The following is a 21965-nucleotide window of genomic DNA, read 5'->3' as shown; positions in this document are numbered from 1 at the left end:
CTTTTTAAATATTATTTATTTTAAAGAAGATACAAATCGTTCGTTTACATACAGTTTTGCCATAGGTGTAATGTTAGTATTAATATTATCCTGCTTATATTTGGTAGAGATTTTTAATTCAGACAAAATTTTAAATTTCAAACGATCTGTTTTTTTCTGGTACATTTTAGGAATATTGGTTTTTCATGTTCCTTTTACGCCTTTTATGCTGGCTATCAATTGGTTTCTTATCAAACAAGACGAATCAGTATTTAGCTTAGTATTGTTCATCTTAAATTTTTTAGCACATAGCTGTTATATTATAGGATTTTTATGGAGCGAAAAGAAATACAATTATTAGTTATTTCATTAGGTATTGTTTTTTTTACTTTACTGGTCGTTGTACTTGTACTTTTCTTTTATTTTTTAAAGAAGAAGAACAGCTACCTGGTCGAAAAAATGGAATCTGAAATGTATTTTCAATCTGAATTAGTAAAAACCCGAATCGAAATTAAAGATCAGACGCTTTCTGAAATTAGTAAAGAACTTCATGATAATATCGGCCAGATTATTTCTGTTGGAATTATGCAGCTCAACATGTCTATAAGCAGTAAAAACATTCAGGTAAAGGAATTAAAAGATCTTAAGGATGTTTTGGCAAAAGCATTAGATGAACTCAGAATTTTATCACGTATCATTAACAAAGATAATTTGCTGCAGAGCAATTTTATCGAAGCTATAAAACAAGATTTAATACGTATAAAAAAACTTAAAAAAATTCAGTATCGTTATAATTTAGTTGGAGAAATCCCAAAGATAAGTGAAGAGCATGATTTATTTATTTACCGAATTTTTCAGGAAGCTTTACATAATAGCCTAAAACATTCTCACAGCGATTTATACGAAGTAAATATTGTAACAACTGAAACTCTTTTTCAATTAAAATTAAAGGATTTCGGAATTGGCTATGATCCTCTTAAAGCAAATTCCGGATTAGGATTAACCAACATGAAATTGCGGGCTAAACTTATTGGAGCCCAATTAATCATGGAATCAGATTCATCAGGAACAACTGTAACTTTAGAATACCCTTTAACCACAACCAATGAAACCGAATATTAAAAGTAAAATTATTATTGTCGACGATCATCAGCTTTTTTCCCAATCATTAGAACTTTTGATAAAAAGTTTTGGAGGCTACGATGTTATTGAGCGATTTGAAAACGGAAAAGTATTTATTTCTTACCTTCAGGAAAACCCCCATACCAATATTGACCTGGTATTATTAGATGTTAATATGCCTGTTTTAGACGGCCTAAGCACGATGAAATGGGTTAAAGAAAACAGATCTGATTTAAAAGTAATTGCGCTTTCTGTAAATGATGATGAAGAAATTATTATTAAAATGATTACTAACGGAGCAAAAGGTTATTTACTAAAAGATACATCACCGGAAATTTTTAAGGAAGCCATTGAATGTGTTATCGAAAAAGGATTTTATTTTACCGAATCAGTTTCGGCAATGCTCGTTAATAAAGTCAACAGCGATAATAAAAAAATCAGTTTAAAAGAAAAAGAACTGGTGTTTATTAAACATGCCTGCACTGAGATGACGTATAAAGAAATAGCCTCAGAAATGTGTTTAAGCCCTAAAACCATTGACGGTTACAGGGAATGTTTATTTGATAAATTAGAGATAAAAACGAGAATAGGTTTGGTTTTGTATGCCGTTAAACACAAAATTGTGTTTGTTTAACCTGTTGGGGCAAATAATTTTAAACACATAGAAACATAGATTTAATACCTTGAAAAAAGGCGTTTCACTTATTTTAAACACACAGAGACAGCTATGTGTTAGAAACTGGTTTCTTTTTATATTCTTTTATATATTTAAAACCTATGTTTCTATGTGTTAAAAATTTCTTTAATTAATTAATCCAGCGCTTTTTATTAATAAGACAGCACTGCAAAAATGGGAAACTCTTTTATTTTTTCTCTTCCGTTAAGGAAAGTCAGCTCCATTAAAAAATTGCATTGAACGATTTCGCCGCCTAATTTTTCAACCAGCTCGCAGACTGCTTTTGCGGTTCCGCCGGTTGCCAGAACATCGTCGTGAATTAAAATACGGTCACCTTTTTTGATTGCATCCGTATGCATTTCAAGGCTGTCTGTACCATATTCTAATTCGTATGAAGCTGAAATAGTTTCAAAAGGCAGTTTTTTAGGTTTCCTTACCGGAACAAATCCTGCGTTTAGTTCTTGTGCCAATAACATCCCGAAGAAAAAACCACGACTTTCTGCCCCTACTACCTTATCAATTTTCTGTCCGTTAAGAGAATTTACCAAAAGAGATAAGCATTCCTGCCTTGCTTTTACGTCATTTAACAACGGAGTGATATCTTTAAATAAAATTCCTTCTTTAGGAAAACCCTGAATATCACGTATATAATTTTCAATCTTCATTTTTTTTTATTTTTCTGTAATTTTTTGCTTGTTTATCTCGCATTTATCTCTATATTTGCACCCGCAAACAGCGTTCAACAAAGCTACGAAAATTAGCTCAATGAAACAAAAAGGCCTCGTGGCGCAACTGAATAGCGCATCTGATTACGGCTCAGAAGGTTACTGGTTTGAATCCAGTCGAGGTCACTTCTCGGGACAAAAGATAAAAACCATCTTTTGTCCCGTTTTTTTTTGCTTTTAACTGTTTATTAATGAGATAAATAGACTCTATTATTTTGTTCACTCTAGCGGTTTGTACTTTATTTTCGTGAATTGTGAAATTTTCGGGGTAAACTAAACCAATTAGGCTTCTTGCATCAGATAAATCCCTTTTCAAATAAGAATCATTAAGCTTGATAAGATTGTCAATTCCCTTTATCAGTAGCTCTTCAATACTATGTTTATCTTTAGTGACTGTTGATAGCTCGCGTTCAAGGTTTGCAATTCGTGCACCATAGTCATCTTTCATCAGCTTATAATCATCAGCTTCAATTTTTGATGTTAATAGAAGATCTCTTGCATTACTTAATCTTAGTTCAAAATCTTTTATCTGTTCTACAAGTCTTCTTTTCTGTTCGCCGGCGTTATTTGCAAGATCACGATGCGTCTCATACAAAATCGAGCTGTACAATTTTTTAACTTCAGCTATAGGTTGATACTTATTAAGATCTTCAATAAACAGCTCATTAGCGATTTTTGAGTTAATTCTAAACTTACACTGCGATTCACAGTGGTAATAATGATAGTATTTGTGTCTGCCTTTACATTTACTTCCTTGTAGCTTCTTCTGACACTTTGGACAGATAAAAAAGCCTCTTAATGGGAAATCAACAACGGTTTTAATTTTAGGTCTGTAAAGACGTGATTTTCCATCTAGGATATCCTGTACATTATAAAAAAGCCCTTCGGAAATAAGTGCCTCATGCTGTCCTGTAACAAATCTACTTTCTTCATCTTTATATTTCGGTATAAATATTTTACCGCAATAGACAGGATTTCTTATCAAGCCCCACATGTTATTTTTAGTTCTTTTAAATCCTCTCCTGCACGCCATATGATATATTTGCTCTGTATTGAATATTCCTTTAGCCAGTTCTTCAAAAATCCAGCGCATAACCGAGGCGGCAGGTTCTACAAGTGCAATATATTTACTTCCATCTTCTTTGGATTTATTTGCATATCCAAACGGCGCAATCCCCATATATCTTCCTTCTTTTTTTGCTCTTCTCATTCCATGAAAAGTATTTAAAGCTCTACGATCGTTTTCAACTTCAGGAGCTGCTAGGTAAAAAGCCAGCATCATTTTATTTTCTGGAATTGCCAAATCAAGAGGTTGCTCAATCGCCTGAGGTTCTACACCTAACTTTCTCAATAAGCTTATCATCTGATAGGCATCTCCTGCGTTTCTGCTAAAACGATCCCATTTGGTAAACAAGACTAGATCAGTTGTATTTTTTTGCTTTTTTAAACTAAGTAAAAGTTTATTCCATTGCGGTCTGTTAAACGTTTTAGCGGAGTGATCCTCATAAATAGCGTTACGTACTTCAATGTAATTTATTGCGCAATATTTCCTTAAAACTTCTTCCTGATTTCTCTGCGAATAACCTTTCTCTGCTTGTTCGTCCGTGCTTACACGTATGTATAAATCTGCTATAATACTCATGACTCCAAAAATTTAGATACGGCTACATGAGCCATTTTTCGTAAAAATAGCAAAATTTCAGTTGCTTCTTCAATTGTAACATTCATACCCTCAGAGTTTAACATATTCATAGCTTTCTCTGGGGTTATTCTCCCTCTTGTGTTTTCCTCTTCATCTTCCATCTCTAAAATATTTTATATAAAAAAAGCCCTATTACGGGCCTTTAATTTTTTTTAATCCATTACTCAAAAAAATAAATCTTACTCCCTTGTGTTTTCTTAAACGATCGTTCGTATTTTATATAACCATAATTACTCAACTCCTGAATACATTTATGATAGGTGTAAGCTGATAAAATTTTAGCCAAAGGAGTTATTTCATATCTATAGACCTGTATAGGATTTACAAAACCTTTCGCAACTCTATATTGAAGCAAAGCGGCATAAAGCGCAATGTGTGTTGTGCTTATGCGGAAATCTTTTTCAATAGCTAAAAAGAAATCGGATAAAGGTTTTAAATTTTCCATGTAACTATAAAGATTTAGCTTTGCCTTTTCTTTGAGATCTTTTTTTTTCTACTTCAGCCACCTCATCTGAAACAGATTCCTTTCTCTGGCTAAAGTCCTTACTAGTAGATTTACCTTGAGTTTCTTTTTGTTTCTCATCTTTGCTCTCGCGATGATTAATCCTTTGTAAATTGCCGTCATATACATTTACAGTTTTAAATTGCGGGTTTGCCTCTATATACTGTTTGCTTTCAACTCCATTAACAACAAACGTTACAGACTGAAGATTTCCTTTTTTTAGTGAATTTAAAAGATCTTCTTTATACTTGGGTGTTTCAAGTTCCTTTATAGAATGCTTTGCTAAACATGCTTCCAGATCGTATCCGTAATTTTGATGGTAATGATTTATTTTAAAGTTGGAATTACTCTCAGATTCTTTAAAGTCAATTTTGATCCAAGAATTATACACTTCGCCCTCTTTAGTTTTAAGGTCCTTATTTACAGAACGTCCCTCCATTAAATTATAGGCTTCTTTAAGGGTGATATTGCTGCTGTTGCTATTAATATAGAAAGTCTGTTCTAATCCTTCTTTTGATTCTTCCTTTTTAAGATTTACATGATAAGAGTTAAAAAAGTACAAATCACTTTGGTCAGATTTTTTAAAATTCAATTCGGCAGTCATTGAATCTTTTCCATAAACACCTTCTTTTATAATCTTAAACTCTGTCTCTCCTTTTAGCATCTTTTCTTTCAGATCCTGATCGAACGTTTCTCCAAATCCAGTATATTTTAACTGATCTTTTAGGAATTCTAAATTTTTCTGATTCATGATAAATTATTTTAAAGTTATTATTCTTTTAAAAACTATTAAGAACATCAAGATCAATTAGATCATTATTTTTGATATCTATTTCTAACTGTCTTCCGCCATTCTTTTCAATAAGTTGAATCGTGAGATATTTTTTCTCAGGGATAGTAAACTTTGACAAAGCATAGACTAAATCCACTTCAGATTTATCCGGAATCAGCATGGAGTTTGAAGTTGAAAAAAGCGGTAGTATTTCGATTTCCTGTGAAGCAGTACGTTTGGATTTTCTTTGATCTCGAATAAAAAAACGAAGCTGGTCAATGTCATAGTTTATCTTAGAAGTGTTGCCTAAAACAAGTCTGAAGTAAAGAACATCCTGATGAATAAATATTCCGTTCACACTAAGATTAATATCAAATCTTGAACTCTTTAAACCGCTTATTTTTTTCTTCTTAAATAGTGCAAGCTTTGAATATTGTTCAATTTTCTTTTGATTTTCATTATCCAGTGAAAACAAAATATCGTTATTTACAATAGCACTGTTATCAGCCTTAATATTTAAATCCGGGCAAATTTCGTCATAGTTCAGAACAAAAACATATAGTCGGCTGTCTGATGTAACTACAGTTATATTGGTCTGCGTAAAATTTTGCTTTGCAGCTTTCAGAAGTAAAATGTTTTCTACTCCTTTTGCTTTTTGCATTAAAATATCCTGACTGCCCTTATCAACACTTTTTATCGCATAAGGAAATACTATGCTTGTTGTTTTAGAGTACGCAATCTGCAGGTTTTTAAACTTATCCAGATTGCTATCATCAGCGCTATTTATAAACTGTGCGTAGCCTGACAAAACACTTAAAAGAAGGCAGACCATAATCATCCAATTATTATTTTTCATTTTTACAAGATTTAGTTATTTCAAATTCTTTTGTTTCTCGTCGTAGAGCAATACCTGGTACCCAGCCTTTACCACAACTTTTATCAGCTTAATTTTTTTGCTCATTAGGCTTTTTGCCGCTTCAATTCCCATTTCTGCAGCCTGTACACCCCACGAGTCAGAAACGCCATTTAGTCCTAAAGACTGTAGTGAGCGGTCTGCAGAAGTCTTGGCCACATCCCTGCTGATTGCTCCGGGAATATAGATTCCATCAATTCCATCCAAATCGTAAACGGACAGTTCTACAGGAAAAATAGAATTCCGATACTGAATATTACTGATCTTAATCTCTAGCCGCTCCCCTTTTAAAGATGCCATGCCGTACAAAAAAGTGTTCTTCGGAATTAGAATGCCCTGAAGAAATACGTCGGTTTTTAATCTTAATTTAACGACTGATCCGTTTACAATAGACTGAGTCTCATGAATTACTGCTTCGATTGAATTCTGTTGTTGTTCGGCATCTAAATTCTCATCAACCGAATAGAATGAGTTTAATCTTAAGAGATTTGGAGTTAAGGAGTTTTGTTGTAGAAATGACGTATTATCAACTTCATTTTTACGGTTTACAGCGAATACTTTCCCTTTCTTTATCGCTGAAGTTTGCTTTAACCTTTCCTGTACACGTGACGGATGCTGAATGTCCAAAATATTTTCCAGCATACCACCAAGTTGTTTTAGTTCAGGATCAGGTTCTTGCGAAGTACTCATTTCAGACATCATTTTTTCTAAGTTTTTTATTTCATCGGACTCACCTTTAGAAGATCCGTAGTTTTCAAACTCCTTCATATTTTGTCCATAATTTTCAGGTACCGAAGGCCGACTGATTACTTGTTGAAGCGCTTTAAGTTTTTCATAAACTTTCTTCTCCTTTGTATCCTGCAACGATGATGTGTTAAATGAATTCCTTCCATTTACAAAATCTGTATTAGTAAAATCCTCCACTGGGTCTTCTACTATATTTTGATTTAAATAATTAGGGTCTTTTTTAATCTGTTCCAGTAGTTTGATGGAATCTACTGCCGCCTGGTCATAGTAACTCATTTTATCAAATGATGAATCTTCTTTGAATTTGGGAATAGGCAGATTAAAGTTGAACCCTTTTTGAGCTTCATTATTGGTTGTATCTCCTTCCATTCTGCCGCCTCCTAAAGTGTAAAATAATATACTTATAAAAGGAAGTGTAATTAGAGGCAGGACTAAAAGCATTTTTCTCCTTTTGGATTCTTTTAGTGAGATTATTTTTTGCTCCATGACATTATTTTTTAAAATTGATCGTTTTAATTTTTGATACAGCTGCTGCGTTTTTATTCATTTCAGAGTTTTTCTTTGAGAAGGCTGCATAAATGTTATAGAGAAAATACCCTCCCTCTAAAACGGTAAACATAACCAGCATATAAACAAGGGTTCTTTTAGAAAGTCTCATTGTCAAAGAGTCCATTTTTTGGGCCCACTTTTCTTGTAAAAACAAGTAATACTTGTTGTAAATAAAGGGCTCTTCTCGTTTTTTAAATAGAGGTTTCATAGCCGTCTATTTTCTATTTTCAACACCCAAATCTCGGTTTTCGATGGTTTCCCATCGTTCAATTAAAAAACCATGTGGATTATTGTCGCTTCTAGATACATTACGAAGGCTTCCTTGAGTTATAAGGCTTCTTTTTAAAATACTGGTAGTTCTTATGATGTTTTGATTAGCATAGCATTGGAATCGGTACGGATATTCTTTGATGTCTATAGTTATACTGTCAATCTGAATTGTCTGGCTTATATTTCCTGAAATGATTCCTGAATAGAAACCATTCTCTTTTAGATCATCATAAATTCGTTTTGCACTGTCATCAGCCAAATAAAGGGCTTTTGTAACGTTTGTTTTAATTACTTTATCATCAGGATCAAGGGTAAAGAAAAATTTATGGAATGTTTTTACATGATCTCTTGCTTCTACAGCGACATTATCCTTGCGGTCTGACGCATATGCTTCCAGTGCTTTGCCATTTGCAAGAATATAAACCTTGTCCTGCATAAGCGCTACAGACTCAAAGCTTTTATAAAGCGTGTAACAACAGATAATAATACATCCTGTAATCACCAGCATTGTAAATCCTCTCACATATCGGAATGCAGTATCTATATTTTTCATTTTAGTAAACATCTTCTTTTTTTTTGAGGTTAATCGGAATTTCCTTTAAGCTTATCGTTCATATAATTTCCTTTCTCTTTGAAGTACGGAGTATTACCAGCTGATGAGGACATGCTTTGTGACATTTGTCCTGCAGCATTTCCCATTGAGTCCATTACCATACTGGCACCTTGTGAGGTCTTGCTAATTACTGAATTAGCACTATTGCTAAACATACTGGTAACTTTCTGCCCTAAGGCTCCGCCTCCACCTGCATGAACGATGTAATTAGCTACTGATGGGACAGTAAAATATCCGATGATCCCAATAATCATAAAAATGAGATATGACATATCAGTCCTGCTGAAGAAAGTATCTCCCGTTGATTCCACCTGCGATAAATCCAGCTTCAGCATAAGCTCCTGAATTTTACCTATGATGCTTCCAAAGATATTTGCAACTGGAAGCCATAAATAAATATTGATATATCTTGCCAGCCAGACGGTAAGTGTGTGCTGAAATCCATCAAAGACCGCTATGCCAAATACAAGAGGTCCCAATATAGAAAGTACGACCAGTTGAAACGTCCTGAGCGTGTCAATACACAGGGCGGCAGCCTCGAACAATACTCTCAGTACTTCACTCATCCATTCTTTTACAGAATTTCTGAAATTATAAGATGCCTTTTCCATGGCAAACTTTACGTCGTTTCCTATACCTGCAAGCATGCTCTCATCAGAAGGATCTTCATCATGAGTATATTTGTACCATTTGTCCCGATCTCCTGTTCCTGTGGAACCAACGTACATTTTCCATGGATCGGTTTCTTTTATAGCCTTTTCTTTTTCCTTTAAAAGAACTGCAACAGCATTATTGGATCCTGTCACCATCGCCGCTGTGGCTGTAACGGTAGGTTTCATTACCCCATTAATAAGGGCCAGCACCGATGGAAAAATCATAATACAGAATCCAATAACAAAAGGCCTGAAAAGCGGATAAAAGTCAATTGGTTCTGCATTTGCAATATGACGCCAGACTCGGGAAGCTATATACCAAATCGTCCCAAAACCGGCTATACCCTGCCCTACAGCCAAAAGATTGCTGCACAACGGCATCATCTCATCGTAAAGCTGATCTAAAACCGAATGCATACTCTGCATATTATCTCCTAATCCCTGTGCATTTATAAAATTCGGCATCATCACTGTAATAGTAAAGAAAACCACTGTTTTAAAAGATTTACTAATATTCATAGTTCTAATTTTTTAAATCCAAAAGTTCCTTGGAAGCCAGTACATCGTTCTTCTCTTTGGCCCTCTGCAGTACCAATACACTCGATGATTTATTAAAGTCTCTCAAAAACAAAAGTTTATCCTGCATCTCCATGTAAATATTATCAATTGCTTCAAGTCTTTCATCGTCAGACATTCTTAGCTTATCAGCTGTAATTACCATTGTTAGTTCATCAAGATTTCTTAAACTCTGGTTCAAAAGGTTACCATAAACTTTTTCAAAGTAGCCAATCTCCTGCTGGCTGAAACTTTCACTTTTTAAAAACCTATTGAATCCCTTTTTGCTTTCTTTTACAATCACTATTTGATAGTTTACAATGTCCCCTACTCTTTTATAGTTCTTTATCGTCGGACTTATCTGCATTAAGGCATCCAAGAATGTTTTATGAAGACTAAAGTTGCCTTCAGACATATCTTTAACTGTTTTATAACCTCCAGAAAGCAACTCATATCCTTTTTTCATATCGCTGAGAATCTTCTTAAACTGCGATAGCTTTTCTATGTTTAGGATTAACTGCTGGATTTCTGCCGACTGTGCATATATTTTGCCTGGATTAAATCCAAAAGAGAGCACAAACACTAAAATCAATATCTTTTTCATGGTGTTAATTTTTTTAATTCGTAAATACTTTTAGCATTCTCAACATCTTTTATTTCGTGAGATTTTGACAGAGTCAACATTTTGGCTTCAGTACTAAACGTCAAACAGAAATTGTAGTTCTCTACCATCGTTTTATACAGAACATCAATACGTTCTATCCTTTGATCATCTTTAAGTTCCAGTTTTAAATCAGTGGTTATAACCAGAAGCTGATCTAATGTATCACTGCAATTATCGAGTAGTCTTTGAAAAGATCGCTCAATATAATCGAGCTCATTTCCCTGAAATAAATCACTTGTCTTAAGATCAGTATAAGTCCTTTTATAAATTTTGATTATTTTTAATTGCAGCGAAATAATTTCTGCTGTCTTATAATAGTTCTTTACTTTTGGATTAATCTTCAAAAGTGAAGTAAAATAATCACCATGAAGATTAACTTCACCTTTCTTTGCATCTCCAATGAAATTCAGGCCTTTTGATACCGCTGAATATCCTTTTTTAGCATATTCAATGTAAACTTGAAGTGCTGCAATCTGAAGCAGCAGCTCCTTTCTTTGCTTGGCCTGCGCATGAATTCCTTGATTTAAAAGAAATCCAGCAAGAAGCAGTACAATTACTTTTTTCATAATATTTTCTTTTATTACGGAATTCCGTAAAATTGTTTGACCTGCTTTACTTCAGCCTCCGTTTTAGCTCTCTGAAGACTAAGGATTACATTCTGCTGATTGAAAAGTGTCAAGTCATCGTAATTCGAATCGATTTGATCAGCAGCATTATTTATAATCTCCAGCCTTTTTAAATCGCTCATCTGTGTCGAGAAAGAATCCAGAATTAAAAAAATCTGGTCAATATTCTTCACACTCTCTTCTAGAATTCCAGAATATACAAGTTCCATATACTGAATTTCGCTTTCCTTAAAATGAGAATCCTGCTTAAATAGATTCCACGCTCTCTCGTATTCCTCAACCAGTCTGGTCTGCTTCCGTGTAATATCTTTTATCCTTTGATAGTAGGTGATAATAGATTTTACTTTTGCTAGTTCTTCATAATAACCCTGATATAGGTCTTTCTGTTTTTTTGTCCAATCCGAAATTTCATCCAGCTTCAATTTGGAGAGTACATTTTCTACCTTCTTCTGTGCATTCTGAAGCCAGATTGTCTTATTTTGAAGTTTCTGAATTCTAAGGTCAATTGCCTTAATAACTTTTTTGGTAACTGCTTTTACAATTTCCAATATCGGTAATGCTGTTGATCTATCTGCAGGTTTTGCCGGAATACCGATAAGTAGCAGGCAAATAATACAGCTAATTAATTTTGCTTTCATTTTTCTATTTCATTTAAATTCCATCTCTTATATCCTGAGCCATTGCAGCTATGCCTTTTTTAATGTCCCCATCAAACTTTTTAGCATAGGCATTCATTTTTACTTTTTCACTTTCTTCAGTCGTGTAAGCTAGATACTCCTCTAAAGAAACTTCTGTCCTATAAACCTTTGACAGTCTGCCCCCGAGTGAAATAAATACTTCTTTATACTTTTTGTCAGGATCATTAGCTTTATTAACCGATAGTACTAGGGCTTTTTCTTTATCGGTAAGCCCCAGCAGTTCCTGTATCTGATCAAACTTGTTTTGATATTTGCTCTGATCCAACAAGATTTTGCAGTCGCTGTTATTTATAATAGCCTGTTTTACTACAGGTGAAGAAATAATATCTTCCACTTCTTGTGTAACTACAATAGCTTCGCCAAAGAACTTCCTAACAGTTTTAAACAAATATTTAATATATTCGGACATTCCTTCCTTGGCAATGGCTTTCCATGCTTCCTCGATCAAAATCATCTTGCGCACACCTTTCAGTTTTCGCATTTTACTTATGAAAACTTCCATTATAATAATCGTCACTACAGGAAATAAAATTGGATGATCTTTGATATTGTCCAATTCGAATACAATAAAACGCTCTTTTAAAAGCTCCAGATTCTCTGTTGCGTTCAGCAGATAATCGAACTCGCCTCCCTTATAGTACGGACGAAGCACGTACAGAAAATTGTTAACATCAAAATCTTTTTCTTTCACCTTTTCACCTTCCAAAATCGTGACAAACTCATCTTTTAAAAATTCATAAAAGCTATTAAAACAAGGGAATATACTGGAGTTTATATCCAGCTTCTCATAATACAGCTGTAGCGCATTGGAAAGCGCCACATACTCGCTGCGGTTAAAAGTTTCATCATCCTTTTTCCAGAGAGCCAGAAGCAGTGTTTTAATACTTTCTTTTTTCTCTGTATCAAGAATATCGCCTTCTGAAATGTAAAATGGATTAAAACGGATTGGGTTCTTTTCATCATAGGTAAAATAATAGCCACCAACCATATCACATAGTCCCTTATAACTATGTCCTACGTCAACAAGTACAATATGAGTTCCCTGCTCGTAGTAACTCCTGACCATATGATTGGTAAAGAATGATTTACCGCTTCCTGAAGGCCCTAGTATAAACTTGTTCCTATTGGTACATATTCCCATTTTTACAGGTTCGTCGCTTATATCTACGTGAACAGGTTTCCCAGTTAGCCTGTCCCCAAGACGAATACCAATTGGACTCAGTGATGATCGATATCCAGTTTCCATATTTAAAAAACATACTGCCTGTTCTGTGAAAGTGTCAAAAGTATCATTCATAGGGAAATCTGCTTCATTTCCCGGTATTCCAGCCCAATAAATCTGTGGAGCTCCTACCGTTTCCTGCTTAGCTGCTGAATCCATCTGAGCAAGTGCTGATGATACTTTGTTTTTGATATCCTTCAATTCTTCTTTGTCAGTACTCCAAGCCAGCACATTAAAATGTGCCTTTACTGGAAGTCTTTGTTGTGAAACCGCTTCATTCAGGAAATCATTGGTTGCATCTCTGGCAATCATATTCTCCCTGCTATAAGCAGACAGCGACTGAAGTCTTAATCTTTTACTCTCCAGCTTTTGGATTGTTTTCTGCGAATCTTCAATAAAAATGTACTGATTGTAAATATGATTGCACGACAAAAGCTGCCCTAAAGTCGACGCAAATCCGACACTGAATTTAGTTTTATCAGTTGAATATCGGTCAAAATTGATTCTCGATCCACAAAAGCCTGGAAGGTCAGCAGCATCACCAAGGGTAAAAAGCTGGCAGTGTTTATCTCCTACTGCAAGACCTTCATCAAATTTAATATCCTTAAAGACAAATGAATCTTCTTCCTCTGATAAGAAACAGTATTGTTCAATAAGTCCTATTTTTCTTCTTTCACTTTTCAGTGAATTGTCTTTCAAACGAGTAAGTTTAACAAAGCCACTGTCTTCCAGTATTCTCTTAAACTGCCCGGTGCAGTCAATAAAGTCCTGCAACAGCTGTGTATCTAGTGTCTCTTCAGGCACCAATTTATTTCTTATAAGATTTGAAAATAAAGAACTTGAATTCTTTTTTCCCTGCGGCTTTTTGGTCAGCATAATGCAACAGGAATGCTCAAGAAAAGGCCGTTCATTAAAAAATCGTTCACTGCTCCTTGTCAAAAAACTAATGTCATCACTTTTAAAATCAGCTTTATATTTCTTTTCTAAAAACCAGTCCTGCTTATGAAAAACACAAAACTTTGGCAGCACCTTTAGTGCCTTAATCCATGACTGATGAAAAGCCTCATATTCTTGATCTGATAAGGTGAAAATCTCAGGCAGTTCTACTCTGAATACTACCGTAACATCTCCATGCTTTGACAAAATACAGTCATGCTCCACTGCCATAATTGGCAGTAAATCTTCCATCCTCTTCTCCATCTCCTCTTCATTTTCGTTGTTAACGCTCTATAGCTATATCCTCAAGAAAATAGCTCTACTGTAAACTTTAATGCATTTTGGAATTTGCTTCTTGGCTAGCGCCTTCATCATGCCGTATTCTCCGTATTGATTACTCATTTTGTATATTTTAAAAACTAAAAAAGCACCAGCAGTCCCAACGAGTCCAACACATAACAGTGATGGAAGTCCAATGATATAAAGGATCGCAAAAATGATCATAAGAGATACAACACCACCTCCCAAATACCAGATATACTGAGCTTTTAAGCCTTTAAATTCTATACTTTGATTAATTCCTTTGTTGATCTGGTAAACACTATTACTCATAAGACCTTGCGTTTAAACCCCAAAGAAGGATTTAATTACTGTAGCCACTACAACTAGAAAGACACAACTTCCAAACCATGCCGCTGCAACTTTGCCGGTATCGGGATCACCCGCATTCCATTTCTGATAAACCTTCACTGCTCCTATCAAGCCCAGTATTGCGCCTACAGCATACATTAACTCTGTACCTGCATCAAAATAGCTTCTCACTTTTTGATTTGCCTCATTAATCCCGGCTACACCATCCTGCGCATAAATTTTTGTTTCATATGCCAACAACAACACAAGTATGCAGCAAGAGAATATTTTTACCTTTTCTAATTCCTTTAATTTCCATCCACATTTTTTCATGACCATCATTTTTAAAGTTTTGAATACACCTATTTAAAAAAGCAGAGGAATATCACTGTTGCAGCTCTTTTTCCTTGTCACATAAAGCCATATCGCACCAGAGAGAACAGGGATTATTCCTCCGCAAAATTTTAGAAAACACTTCCTTCCCACAAACTATCTGCCTCACTTAAAGTCAAAAGCAGGTTTGGATATTTTGAAGATTCAGTTACCATTAGTTTATTGATATTTTCTCGAAGTGAAGAAATCTTTACATAAGGATATTCATCAAGAACCATTCTTAGATAATTTTGAAAGTGTTCTTTTGAAAAATTCTTTTCATTACTTTCCATTACAGCCTGAAGTATTCGAGCAGAAAGTTCTTCAGCATCTTCCAAAGTGTCGAATGATTCTGAAAAAGACGAAGACAAAGATTTTTGAGCTCCGGTTCTTTCAATTTTGTTTTTAGTTGCGTTTCTAAACGAAGTAAATTTGAGTTTCTTTTCGCCTGAAAAAATCTTCAAAAAATCCTTGTAATAAAACTTTAGCAGTATTATAAAATACCAGATCAGCACCACCACGCCTAAAGCAGTTAAGTAACTGCTCCATGAAATATTTGTAAACATAGCATCATCATTTAATATTCAACATCATCTCAAATTATTTGAAATGATTTATTTTATAGGTCAAAGGAACAACTACAATACTTCCTCTACAAGTACAACTTTCTTGTACCCCCTTGTACCCCTTGATTTTACAAATGAATTAAAATAAAAATCCATGTTAGAAGCCTAAAATTCTTCTAACATGGATTCTTTTAAAAATGTGGTGTAACGGGGATATTTATCTCCTCATAGCTTTTATAAGTTTATTAGTTCGCCTATCAGCTCTATCATTTTGAAGGGATACGACGGCCCAAATTGCTGCGGGCAGCCAGCCAATTAGCGTTATCTGCAAAATGAGGCAAATAACAGCGGTAAATATTTTTCCTCTTAATATAAAAGAGAGCCACGGAAGTAATATTGCAATTAGTATCATAATTATATTATTTGATGATGATTTTGATTAAGTGATTGTTTATTAATAGACACCATTTCAGTGTTTTCGTTACGAAAACGCAACTATTTTCTTTTCAAGTTCAATATTATAAGCGTTATGACTATTAATACGACTTGATCTTTTCTATAATTTTTTTTAGGGTTTGAATAGCAATTTCTTTATCCCTGTCTTCAGCATTATATGATTTACTTCTTACCGAATGATAAGAAAGATTCTTTTTAAAAGGAGTAGAAAGAAATGGCACAATAGTTTTAAAAACCAAACTCATTGATTTAGCTTTCAAAATTCTTGATTCATCACCAGCTCTGAGAATCAGTGCCATTTGATCGGTTGAAAGTGCACATTCAACTTTATCTTCTCCCATTTGCATAGATTCATCCGGTGCAATGATTTCATCGAAATCTACAGAAAGTTCCTTTTTTCTCTCAAGATATTTTATTTCGTGCTTAAACCAATTTTCCAACATAAAACTTATATTCTGCTTTGAAGGATCAAATGCTATTCTTTCGCTAGAGGATAATTGACTGAACTCTTTATAACAGAATAACAATTCACCAATTTTATCAACCAATGTTTCCTGTGATTTAAGGTGATTCGCTATCTTCTCGGTAAAATGACTAATATAAAAACTGTTATTAAAATTTACTTCTATCAATAACTCATCTAATGCTGAATAGAAGTTTGATTTACTTTCGATTGTCAATTGCATCTCAAATTTCTTTAATAGCTCTTTTTGATACAGTACTTTTCTGTATGTAATTTTGTGTCCTGCATTTATTTGATTTGATTCAGTTAAAGCATCGACAACAATCTGAAGAACTTGATTAACATCGCTGGTATTTGTCTTTTTCTTTGAAAGTCTTTCTAGTTTTAAAAGTATTTCCTTTCTTGAAACTAATAAGTATGGAACAGGAACACGCTCATCAAGATTCAAATAATTAGGATAGCGATTTTCAATAAAATATAATAAGTCATCCAATGTATTTATTATAGATTCACTAATACGCAAAAAAAATCCGCCTTTAAGGGCTTCATTATTTTGATTTTCAATAATATTATCGAGGAGATAAACTAAAGTTGAATGATATTTTCTTACCAGAAGACGGATCTGCCTCTTTTTCTGTAGAGCAAAAATTTCATTTTTCAACTGGATTTGAATTTTGTGAGATTCTTTGGAAAGATTCTCAGTGATAAAAGCCAAATCGCTCTGTGACAGATTACCGATATTTGATTTATTAGGATTTAGGGTAAGCAATATCAATGAATCTATCCATTCTAAAGGATATATAATAATCATGACAGTAGTTTTAATTTAAATTAGTCAACGAAAATCTGACGTTTTAAATCTCCCAACAGTCTTTTGACGATATTCAGAAGGAGAAAGCGAAGTGTGTTTTCTAAAAAAGGCACTAAAGTTCGCCAGATTACTAAATTCAAAATCTTGTCCAATGATAGCAATGGAGGATTGCGAATTTTCAAGAAGATTCTTTATTTCATTTATGATTGCCACATCTATGAGGCTTTTAACGGTCTTTCCTGTTATCTGTTTGACAGTACGATTTAAATAACCTCTTGTAACGAATAACACACCTGCATAGAACTTGGCACTGTGCTGCTTTTTGCAGTGAATAGTCAAAATAGTCAGAAACTTAATAGTAAGCCCCTCCTGCCGGGTAAAACTGTTCTGAGTTTGTAAATCTGATCTATTAAAAATAAATTTAAGCTCATATAAGAAAAGATTAAAACTTATGCGTTGCAGTTCAACATCCTGCTCATTTCCTAATGCATCTTTATTTACAAAGCAGATTAGTTTGTAAATTAATGACAAGACCAAAAAATCTTTATTACCAAGGGCTATTTTGGATGAAGGTTTACCAAGGAGAAAATTAAATGAATCAACCAGTTCTTTCTTTAAGCAGTTTTCAAAAGCAAAGGCTGAGGTAAAAGAGAGAAGCAGTAACTGCAGTCTCCCTTTAACTTCCATAATAGTACAGAATGAATTTTTAGGGATTACCAACAAATCATGTGGCAGCAATTCCTGTGTAAAATCACTGAGACGTATTTTAAATTGTCCAGACTTTATCAGTATTATTGAATAATTATTTGCTAGAAAGGAATCATCTGCTGCGGTTTTGACTATGTACTTTTTAATAATGTGTACATCAAGTCCAGAAATAGGCAAATTCTTCATTTCAATATTTATCAAATCCTTCATCATAATATCATAGTTAAGCTAATTATGGAAAAGTATAATGATCTTGTAAGTGGATTAGATCTTATCCTTAAAGGAATTTTCGATCATTATGAATGACAAAAAATATAGGTTCAGGAGACAAGTTATAAATAGCAGATACGCCAATTTTCTAGGGTCACTGCTTTTTCTCCCTCCAGTAATAATGTAGCCCACTATTTCATCATAGCTGAATAGGGATATGATGAAATAAAGGCTTACAAGATTAAAAATGACCAATAGTAGATAAAGAATAGTACGTGGTTTCATATCAAAAAAGATCAAGATTAATCAGAATAAAATTTTATATAATGCTTTTTAGAAGTGCAATTATCGAAATAACGGCGATTTCATCAGCGGAAAAAAGCGGCTTGACATTTCTATTCCCGGCTGATGACTCCCAGTCTCTGTCTTTTCTTTCAGATGCAGAGTAAAGCGAGTATCTAGATATAGATGCGACTGTTAGAACTGTATCTTTATCATCTTCGCTAAGACTAGTATCCTCGAGAATAGAATCCTCATATGCTACTACGTAATCATAAATAATTGTAAATTCTAATTCTCGTTTTGACAAAAGGCCTTGTAAAAAAGTCGTAAGACTAGATTTTGCAGCTGATCCTAATAGACTATTCTCTACAATTAAAATTAGCATATTGTCAGGATCAGACATTATAGAGTCGACAATTGCATTATTAAATAAAATTATATTTTTATAGGAATTATGCGCCTTTCCCATTTTATTTGACATAAATCTAATTTGATCACTGAGCTCTGAAGCCGAATTTGGTGTTGAATTATGTTGATAATAATTACCGAGCTCATCGTAATACCTCTTACCTTTATAATCGAAAGGATTAGCGGTATTCATTGGAAGCGCTAAACCGACATTAGATTTGGATTCTGCATTTGAAAAGGCTTCAGATTGATTAAATTCTGAATCTGTAGAACATGAATTAAAGAACCATACTAAAACTGTGCATAATAATAGATTTTTCATCGTAATGGGTGTATGAATGTGAATGAGAATTACTTCCCCGTTCATTTCATCCGGATAAGCGGAACTTTAATTCGGCACCATGCCAAACATTTTCGCTATTGAATTCGAAGCAAATCTATCTCGTTGAAAAGTCTCTCACAACCGTTTGGGTATGGATTTACCGTAAATATGGTATGGATTTTCAATAAATCCATACTCGTTTTTTTATAAATAACTCACTAAAATTCAAATGTTTATATTATTTTTGAGTTAATCTTATGTAAATTTATTAGTAAAGCTCCGATGGGCAGTTGGCGGTAACTTTATTGAGAAATTCAGTCCCCAAACTACCTTATATTATGAGCAAAAAACATTTCATGTTAGTATTAATCTGTGTTTTTTCGTGGTGTGAAGCACAGAAAAATTTTCAAAAACATCCTGACTCTTTAAAAAGAAAGAGTTATGAATATCTTGATGAGAAAATATATGAACTTCGAAATGATAGCGCCAGATCCTCAGTATATATGTTTGAATATCTTCGTAAGGCCAAAGTTGAAAAAAATTACAAAGAAATTATTAATGGATATCAGAATCTTCTTCATGAATCTCCTCACAGTATGCGGTTAATTTATGCTGACAGTATGATATATACTGCAAAAAAAACAAATGATAAAGCATTAATAGGATCAGCTTACTTGTCAAAAGGAATAGTGTATTATTTACTTAAAAAGCAAAATAATGCACTTGACAACTTTATTACTGCAGACAGTTATATATCACAGACAACTGATAAATACCTTATTTACAAACTCAAGTATCATATTGCATTGGTTAAATACTATCTTGGTTATTATGATGAAGCAATTTCATTGTTGAGAGAATGTACCGACTATTTTAAAAGTGAAAATTCCAGGGCTTACTTAAACTCACTGCATTCGTTGGGATTGTGCTATAACAGAATAGGAAATTATGGATTATGTTCGCAAACTAATACCTTGGGGATTCTTGAGTGCAAAAGATTGGATATTAAAGAAATGGAAGTTTACTTTATCCATTCGCAGGGTATCAACGACTTTTTTCAGAAAAATTATGCATCAGCGATTAGAAATATCGAGTCATCAATTGAGGAATTAAAAGACAAAAAAGATTTTGGAAATGAATCAGTAGGCTACTTTTATATTGGAAAAAGTTATTGGGAGGTCAGACAATACGAAAAAGCTCTTCCTTACTTTGAAAAAGTGGATCAACTTTTTAATGCAAGAGGTTATCTCCGTACTGACCAAAGGGAAATGTACGAGGTTCTTATTAAACATTACAAAAATCAAGAAAATCGGGATTTGCAATTATATTACATTGATCAATTGCTTAAGGCCGATAAGGTACTTAATGAGACTTTTAAATATTTGGTTGGAAAAATCAACAAGGAATACAATACCCAGGAATTAATGTTTGAGAAGCAAAGTTTGAAAAATGAACTGGTAAATAAAAATTTTAAGTATTCACTTTTAACCGGTTTCACTTCCCTCCTTTTCTTGTCTTTTGTTGTCTTGACATATAGATATTATAAGAACAGAAAAATATATCGTCAAAAATTTGATGAGCAGATGTTACAGATTTCTGCTTCAGAGAATAAAACTAAACCCAGACAAAAAATTGAAAAGCCATTATTATCAGATATAAACCCTGAAACTGTCTCAACTATACTTAATCAGCTAGAAAAATTTGAAATAGATAAGAAATTTTTAGAAAAGGACTGGAGCCTTTCTAAGCTTTCTTCTTCCTTTAGATCCAATCCAACATATCTTTCATCAATTATACGTCACTATAAAGAAAAGGGCTTCAGTGAATATATTAACGATCTTAAAATTGATTTCATCATAAGTTTATTATATAACGATAAACTCGTGCGAAATTACACTAACAAAGCTTTAGCAGAGGAAGCTGGTTTTAGCAGTACACAAAGATTTGCCACGGCATTTAAAGCTAAAACAGAAATGCCCACCGCTTATTTTATTGAACAGATTAAAAAGAAATCAGACTTAAAAAGATAATCGCTTAGCTTACAGGTTGTATTTTTTACAATTGCTTTAAAACCATAAATTATTCATTCATTTTTATTTATTCTACTAAACTTTGATTATTTTAAAGAAAGTTTATTGTTAAAAATCCACTTCTAACAAATGCCCATTTGCTTTCAACCAATCTTTGGCCTTTTGATAATTTGGAACTTGGATGGAAAGAATATTCCAAAAGCGAGGAGTATGATTATTTTCTATAAGATGGACTAATTCATGGGCTACTAAATATTCTAAAACATACATTGGTGCTTTAATTATTCTCCAATTGAAAATAATATTGTTGTTTGGTGTACAAGATCCCCAACGATATTTCATTTGTGAAGTTTTAAATTCATTGAATTTTACTCCTAAATTTTTGGCGTACATTTTAGCTAATGGTTCAATTTTACACAATGCTTGTTTCATGTACCATTCTTTAAATAATTTGTTTGCCTTTACCTGATTGTCCCTTGAAATTCTGAAACGTTGATCGAATTCTATTCCATCTATCTGTTCGTCAACAACCAATAATTGATAATTTCTGCCCAAATACAATAGTGTTTCACCTGAAATAAATTCTTTTGGCTTTGTATCAACAGGATATTTTTGGGTGTGGTTAATTTTTTCTTTTAACCATTGCCTTTTGGATTGTACTATTTCTTCTATCTTTTCTAATGACAAATTATGTGGCGCACGGACAATGATTTTCCTGTCACGTTCAACAGTGATGTTGAGTGTTTTTCTATTACTGAATTTTATTTCGTACTCTAGCTGCAT

At 33.5% G+C, this 21965-nt stretch carries 25 protein-coding genes and 1 tRNA gene; 4 read left to right on the top strand and 22 right to left on the bottom strand.

Annotation, left to right across the window (positions count from 1 at the left end):
- Positions 1-15: 15 nt before the first annotated feature.
- Positions 16-165 carry a hypothetical protein gene (locus AABD74_RS15745; protein ID WP_406843515.1) on the bottom strand — a complete coding sequence of 50 codons (150 nt, stop codon included), beginning with the start codon at positions 163-165 and terminating at the stop codon, positions 16-18.
- Positions 166-312: 147 nt separating this feature from the next.
- Between AABD74_RS15745 and AABD74_RS15740 the strand changes: the two genes are divergently transcribed.
- Together AABD74_RS15740 and AABD74_RS15735 are read left to right on the top strand one after the other, a co-directional pair.
- On the top strand, positions 313-1101 hold the full coding sequence (locus AABD74_RS15740; RefSeq protein WP_232678375.1) for a sensor histidine kinase: 789 nt from the start codon (positions 313-315) through the stop codon (positions 1099-1101).
- Entirely contained in the window at positions 1085-1735 is a 651-nt protein-coding gene (locus AABD74_RS15735) for a response regulator transcription factor (RefSeq protein WP_232678377.1), read from the top strand. Before AABD74_RS15740 ends, AABD74_RS15735 begins: the two co-directional genes overlap by 17 nt.
- 194 nt (positions 1736-1929) lie before the next feature.
- Here AABD74_RS15735 and AABD74_RS15730 read toward each other — a convergent pair whose 3' ends face one another.
- Entirely contained in the window at positions 1930-2442 is a 513-nt protein-coding gene (locus AABD74_RS15730) for an adenine phosphoribosyltransferase (RefSeq protein ID WP_232678379.1), read from the bottom strand.
- 112 nt (positions 2443-2554) lie between these two features.
- On the opposite strand from AABD74_RS15730, the gene AABD74_RS15725 reads away from it, so the two are divergent.
- Positions 2555-2628, top strand: a tRNA-Arg gene (locus tag AABD74_RS15725).
- On the opposite strand, the gene AABD74_RS15720 is transcribed toward AABD74_RS15725, so the two are convergent.
- From AABD74_RS15720 to AABD74_RS15630, 19 genes are all read right to left on the bottom strand, one after another.
- Positions 2594-4144, bottom strand: coding sequence for a recombinase family protein (locus AABD74_RS15720; RefSeq protein ID WP_406843514.1), 1551 nt, complete (start codon positions 4142-4144; stop codon positions 2594-2596). The two genes, AABD74_RS15725 and AABD74_RS15720, sit on opposite strands and share 35 nt — an antisense overlap.
- Positions 4141-4305, bottom strand: coding sequence for a hypothetical protein (locus AABD74_RS15715; RefSeq protein ID WP_395412196.1), 165 nt, complete (start codon positions 4303-4305; stop codon positions 4141-4143). The genes AABD74_RS15720 and AABD74_RS15715 overlap by 4 nt, the downstream gene beginning before the upstream one ends.
- A 59-nt stretch (positions 4306-4364) precedes the next feature.
- Positions 4365-4649: a hypothetical protein gene (locus tag AABD74_RS15710; RefSeq protein ID WP_395412194.1), complete on the bottom strand. Its 285-nt coding sequence runs from the start codon at positions 4647-4649 to the stop codon at positions 4365-4367.
- A 4-nt stretch (positions 4650-4653) separates the two neighbouring features.
- The gene (locus AABD74_RS15705) at positions 4654-5457 is read right to left on the bottom strand and encodes a hypothetical protein (RefSeq protein WP_406843513.1); all 804 of its coding nucleotides are present in this window, start codon (positions 5455-5457) and stop codon (positions 4654-4656) included.
- A 28-nt stretch (positions 5458-5485) separates the two neighbouring features.
- Positions 5486-6334 carry a conjugative transposon protein TraN gene (gene traN, locus AABD74_RS15700; RefSeq protein WP_406843512.1) on the bottom strand — a complete coding sequence of 283 codons (849 nt, stop codon included), beginning with the start codon at positions 6332-6334 and terminating at the stop codon, positions 5486-5488.
- Positions 6335-6349: 15 nt separating this feature from the next.
- The gene (gene traM, locus AABD74_RS15695; protein WP_406843511.1) at positions 6350-7624 is read right to left on the bottom strand and encodes a conjugative transposon protein TraM; all 1275 of its coding nucleotides are present in this window, start codon (positions 7622-7624) and stop codon (positions 6350-6352) included.
- Positions 7625-7901: 277 nt separating this feature from the next.
- Positions 7902-8510 carry a conjugative transposon protein TraK gene (traK, locus tag AABD74_RS15690; RefSeq protein WP_406843510.1) on the bottom strand — a complete coding sequence of 203 codons (609 nt, stop codon included), beginning with the start codon at positions 8508-8510 and terminating at the stop codon, positions 7902-7904.
- 29 nt (positions 8511-8539) lie between these two features.
- Positions 8540-9691, bottom strand: coding sequence for a conjugative transposon protein TraJ (gene traJ / locus AABD74_RS15685; RefSeq protein WP_406845644.1), 1152 nt, complete (start codon positions 9689-9691; stop codon positions 8540-8542).
- A 55-nt stretch (positions 9692-9746) separates the two neighbouring features.
- The gene (locus tag AABD74_RS15680) at positions 9747-10382 is read right to left on the bottom strand and encodes a TerB family tellurite resistance protein (RefSeq protein WP_406843509.1); all 636 of its coding nucleotides are present in this window, start codon (positions 10380-10382) and stop codon (positions 9747-9749) included.
- Positions 10379-11008: a hypothetical protein gene (locus AABD74_RS15675; protein WP_406843508.1), complete on the bottom strand. Its 630-nt coding sequence runs from the start codon at positions 11006-11008 to the stop codon at positions 10379-10381. Before AABD74_RS15675 ends, AABD74_RS15680 begins: the two co-directional genes overlap by 4 nt.
- A gap of 14 nt (positions 11009-11022) precedes the next feature.
- The gene (locus tag AABD74_RS15670; RefSeq protein ID WP_406843507.1) at positions 11023-11706 is read right to left on the bottom strand and encodes a conjugal transfer protein TraI; all 684 of its coding nucleotides are present in this window, start codon (positions 11704-11706) and stop codon (positions 11023-11025) included.
- A 13-nt stretch (positions 11707-11719) separates the two neighbouring features.
- Positions 11720-14188: a TraG family conjugative transposon ATPase gene (locus AABD74_RS15665; RefSeq protein ID WP_406843506.1), complete on the bottom strand. Its 2469-nt coding sequence runs from the start codon at positions 14186-14188 to the stop codon at positions 11720-11722.
- 33 nt (positions 14189-14221) lie between these two features.
- On the bottom strand, positions 14222-14536 hold the full coding sequence (locus AABD74_RS15660; protein ID WP_406843505.1) for a DUF4133 domain-containing protein: 315 nt from the start codon (positions 14534-14536) through the stop codon (positions 14222-14224).
- 12 nt (positions 14537-14548) lie between these two features.
- Entirely contained in the window at positions 14549-14887 is a 339-nt protein-coding gene (locus AABD74_RS15655) for a DUF4134 domain-containing protein (protein WP_406843504.1), read from the bottom strand.
- A 131-nt stretch (positions 14888-15018) separates the two neighbouring features.
- Positions 15019-15492, bottom strand: coding sequence for a hypothetical protein (locus tag AABD74_RS15650; protein ID WP_406843503.1), 474 nt, complete (start codon positions 15490-15492; stop codon positions 15019-15021).
- A 217-nt stretch (positions 15493-15709) separates the two neighbouring features.
- On the bottom strand, positions 15710-15904 hold the full coding sequence (locus tag AABD74_RS15645; RefSeq protein ID WP_406843502.1) for a YqaE/Pmp3 family membrane protein: 195 nt from the start codon (positions 15902-15904) through the stop codon (positions 15710-15712).
- A gap of 124 nt (positions 15905-16028) precedes the next feature.
- A complete protein-coding gene (locus AABD74_RS15640; protein ID WP_406843501.1) occupies positions 16029-17222 on the bottom strand; it encodes a hypothetical protein in 1194 nt (397 codons plus the stop codon).
- Between the two features lie 24 nt (positions 17223-17246).
- A complete protein-coding gene (locus AABD74_RS15635; protein WP_406843500.1) occupies positions 17247-18143 on the bottom strand; it encodes a helix-turn-helix domain-containing protein in 897 nt (298 codons plus the stop codon).
- A 316-nt stretch (positions 18144-18459) separates the two neighbouring features.
- Entirely contained in the window at positions 18460-19152 is a 693-nt protein-coding gene (locus AABD74_RS15630; RefSeq protein ID WP_406843499.1) for a hypothetical protein, read from the bottom strand.
- Between the two features lie 338 nt (positions 19153-19490).
- On the opposite strand from AABD74_RS15630, the gene AABD74_RS15625 reads away from it, so the two are divergent.
- A complete protein-coding gene (locus AABD74_RS15625) occupies positions 19491-21182 on the top strand; it encodes an AraC family transcriptional regulator (protein ID WP_406843498.1) in 1692 nt (563 codons plus the stop codon).
- 108 nt (positions 21183-21290) lie between these two features.
- Here AABD74_RS15625 and AABD74_RS15620 read toward each other — a convergent pair whose 3' ends face one another.
- Positions 21291-21965: a M48 family metallopeptidase gene (locus tag AABD74_RS15620; protein WP_406843497.1), complete on the bottom strand. Its 675-nt coding sequence runs from the start codon at positions 21963-21965 to the stop codon at positions 21291-21293.

Source organism: Flavobacterium soyae (genome assembly GCF_045348165.1).
Classification (GTDB): domain Bacteria; phylum Bacteroidota; class Bacteroidia; order Flavobacteriales; family Flavobacteriaceae; genus Flavobacterium; species Flavobacterium soyae.
The sequence above is the reverse complement of the archived record's forward strand: the minus strand, read 5'-3'. Positions and strand labels throughout refer to the sequence as shown.

Coding starts and splice junctions, on each gene's coding strand:
- traM (WP_406843511.1), bottom strand. CDS start 7,624: ATGGAGCAAAAAATAATCTCACTAAAAGAATCCAAAAGGAGAAAAATG.
- AABD74_RS15680 (WP_406843509.1), bottom strand. CDS start 10,382: ATGAAAAAGATATTGATTTTAGTGTTTGTGCTCTCTTTTGGATTTAAT.
- AABD74_RS15710 (WP_395412194.1), bottom strand. CDS start 4,649: ATGGAAAATTTAAAACCTTTATCCGATTTCTTTTTAGCTATTGAAAAA.
- AABD74_RS15730 (WP_232678379.1), bottom strand. CDS start 2,442: ATGAAGATTGAAAATTATATACGTGATATTCAGGGTTTTCCTAAAGAA.
- AABD74_RS15650 (WP_406843503.1), bottom strand. CDS start 15,492: ATGTTTACAAATATTTCATGGAGCAGTTACTTAACTGCTTTAGGCGTG.
- traK (WP_406843510.1), bottom strand. CDS start 8,510: ATGAAAAATATAGATACTGCATTCCGATATGTGAGAGGATTTACAATG.
- AABD74_RS15660 (WP_406843505.1), bottom strand. CDS start 14,536: ATGAGTAATAGTGTTTACCAGATCAACAAAGGAATTAATCAAAGTATA.
- AABD74_RS15740 (WP_232678375.1), top strand. CDS start 313: ATGGAGCGAAAAGAAATACAATTATTAGTTATTTCATTAGGTATTGTT.
- traN (WP_406843512.1), bottom strand. CDS start 6,334: ATGAAAAATAATAATTGGATGATTATGGTCTGCCTTCTTTTAAGTGTT.
- AABD74_RS15720 (WP_406843514.1), bottom strand. CDS start 4,144: ATGAGTATTATAGCAGATTTATACATACGTGTAAGCACGGACGAACAA.
- AABD74_RS15630 (WP_406843499.1), bottom strand. CDS start 19,152: ATGAAAAATCTATTATTATGCACAGTTTTAGTATGGTTCTTTAATTCA.
- AABD74_RS15625 (WP_406843498.1), top strand. CDS start 19,491: ATGAGCAAAAAACATTTCATGTTAGTATTAATCTGTGTTTTTTCGTGG.
- AABD74_RS15640 (WP_406843501.1), bottom strand. CDS start 17,222: ATGATTATTATATATCCTTTAGAATGGATAGATTCATTGATATTGCTT.
- AABD74_RS15655 (WP_406843504.1), bottom strand. CDS start 14,887: ATGAAAAAATGTGGATGGAAATTAAAGGAATTAGAAAAGGTAAAAATA.
- AABD74_RS15735 (WP_232678377.1), top strand. CDS start 1,085: ATGAAACCGAATATTAAAAGTAAAATTATTATTGTCGACGATCATCAG.
- AABD74_RS15635 (WP_406843500.1), bottom strand. CDS start 18,143: ATGATGAAGGATTTGATAAATATTGAAATGAAGAATTTGCCTATTTCT.
- AABD74_RS15715 (WP_395412196.1), bottom strand. CDS start 4,305: ATGGAAGATGAAGAGGAAAACACAAGAGGGAGAATAACCCCAGAGAAA.
- AABD74_RS15645 (WP_406843502.1), bottom strand. CDS start 15,904: ATGATACTAATTGCAATATTACTTCCGTGGCTCTCTTTTATATTAAGA.
- AABD74_RS15705 (WP_406843513.1), bottom strand. CDS start 5,457: ATGAATCAGAAAAATTTAGAATTCCTAAAAGATCAGTTAAAATATACT.
- AABD74_RS15620 (WP_406843497.1), bottom strand. CDS start 21,965: ATGCAGCTAGAGTACGAAATAAAATTCAGTAATAGAAAAACACTCAAC.
- traJ (WP_406845644.1), bottom strand. CDS start 9,691: ATGATGCCGAATTTTATAAATGCACAGGGATTAGGAGATAATATGCAG.
- AABD74_RS15745 (WP_406843515.1), bottom strand. CDS start 165: ATGTACCAGAAAAAAACAGATCGTTTGAAATTTAAAATTTTGTCTGAA.
- AABD74_RS15675 (WP_406843508.1), bottom strand. CDS start 11,008: ATGAAAAAAGTAATTGTACTGCTTCTTGCTGGATTTCTTTTAAATCAA.
- AABD74_RS15665 (WP_406843506.1), bottom strand. CDS start 14,188: ATGGAGAAGAGGATGGAAGATTTACTGCCAATTATGGCAGTGGAGCAT.
- AABD74_RS15670 (WP_406843507.1), bottom strand. CDS start 11,706: ATGAAAGCAAAATTAATTAGCTGTATTATTTGCCTGCTACTTATCGGT.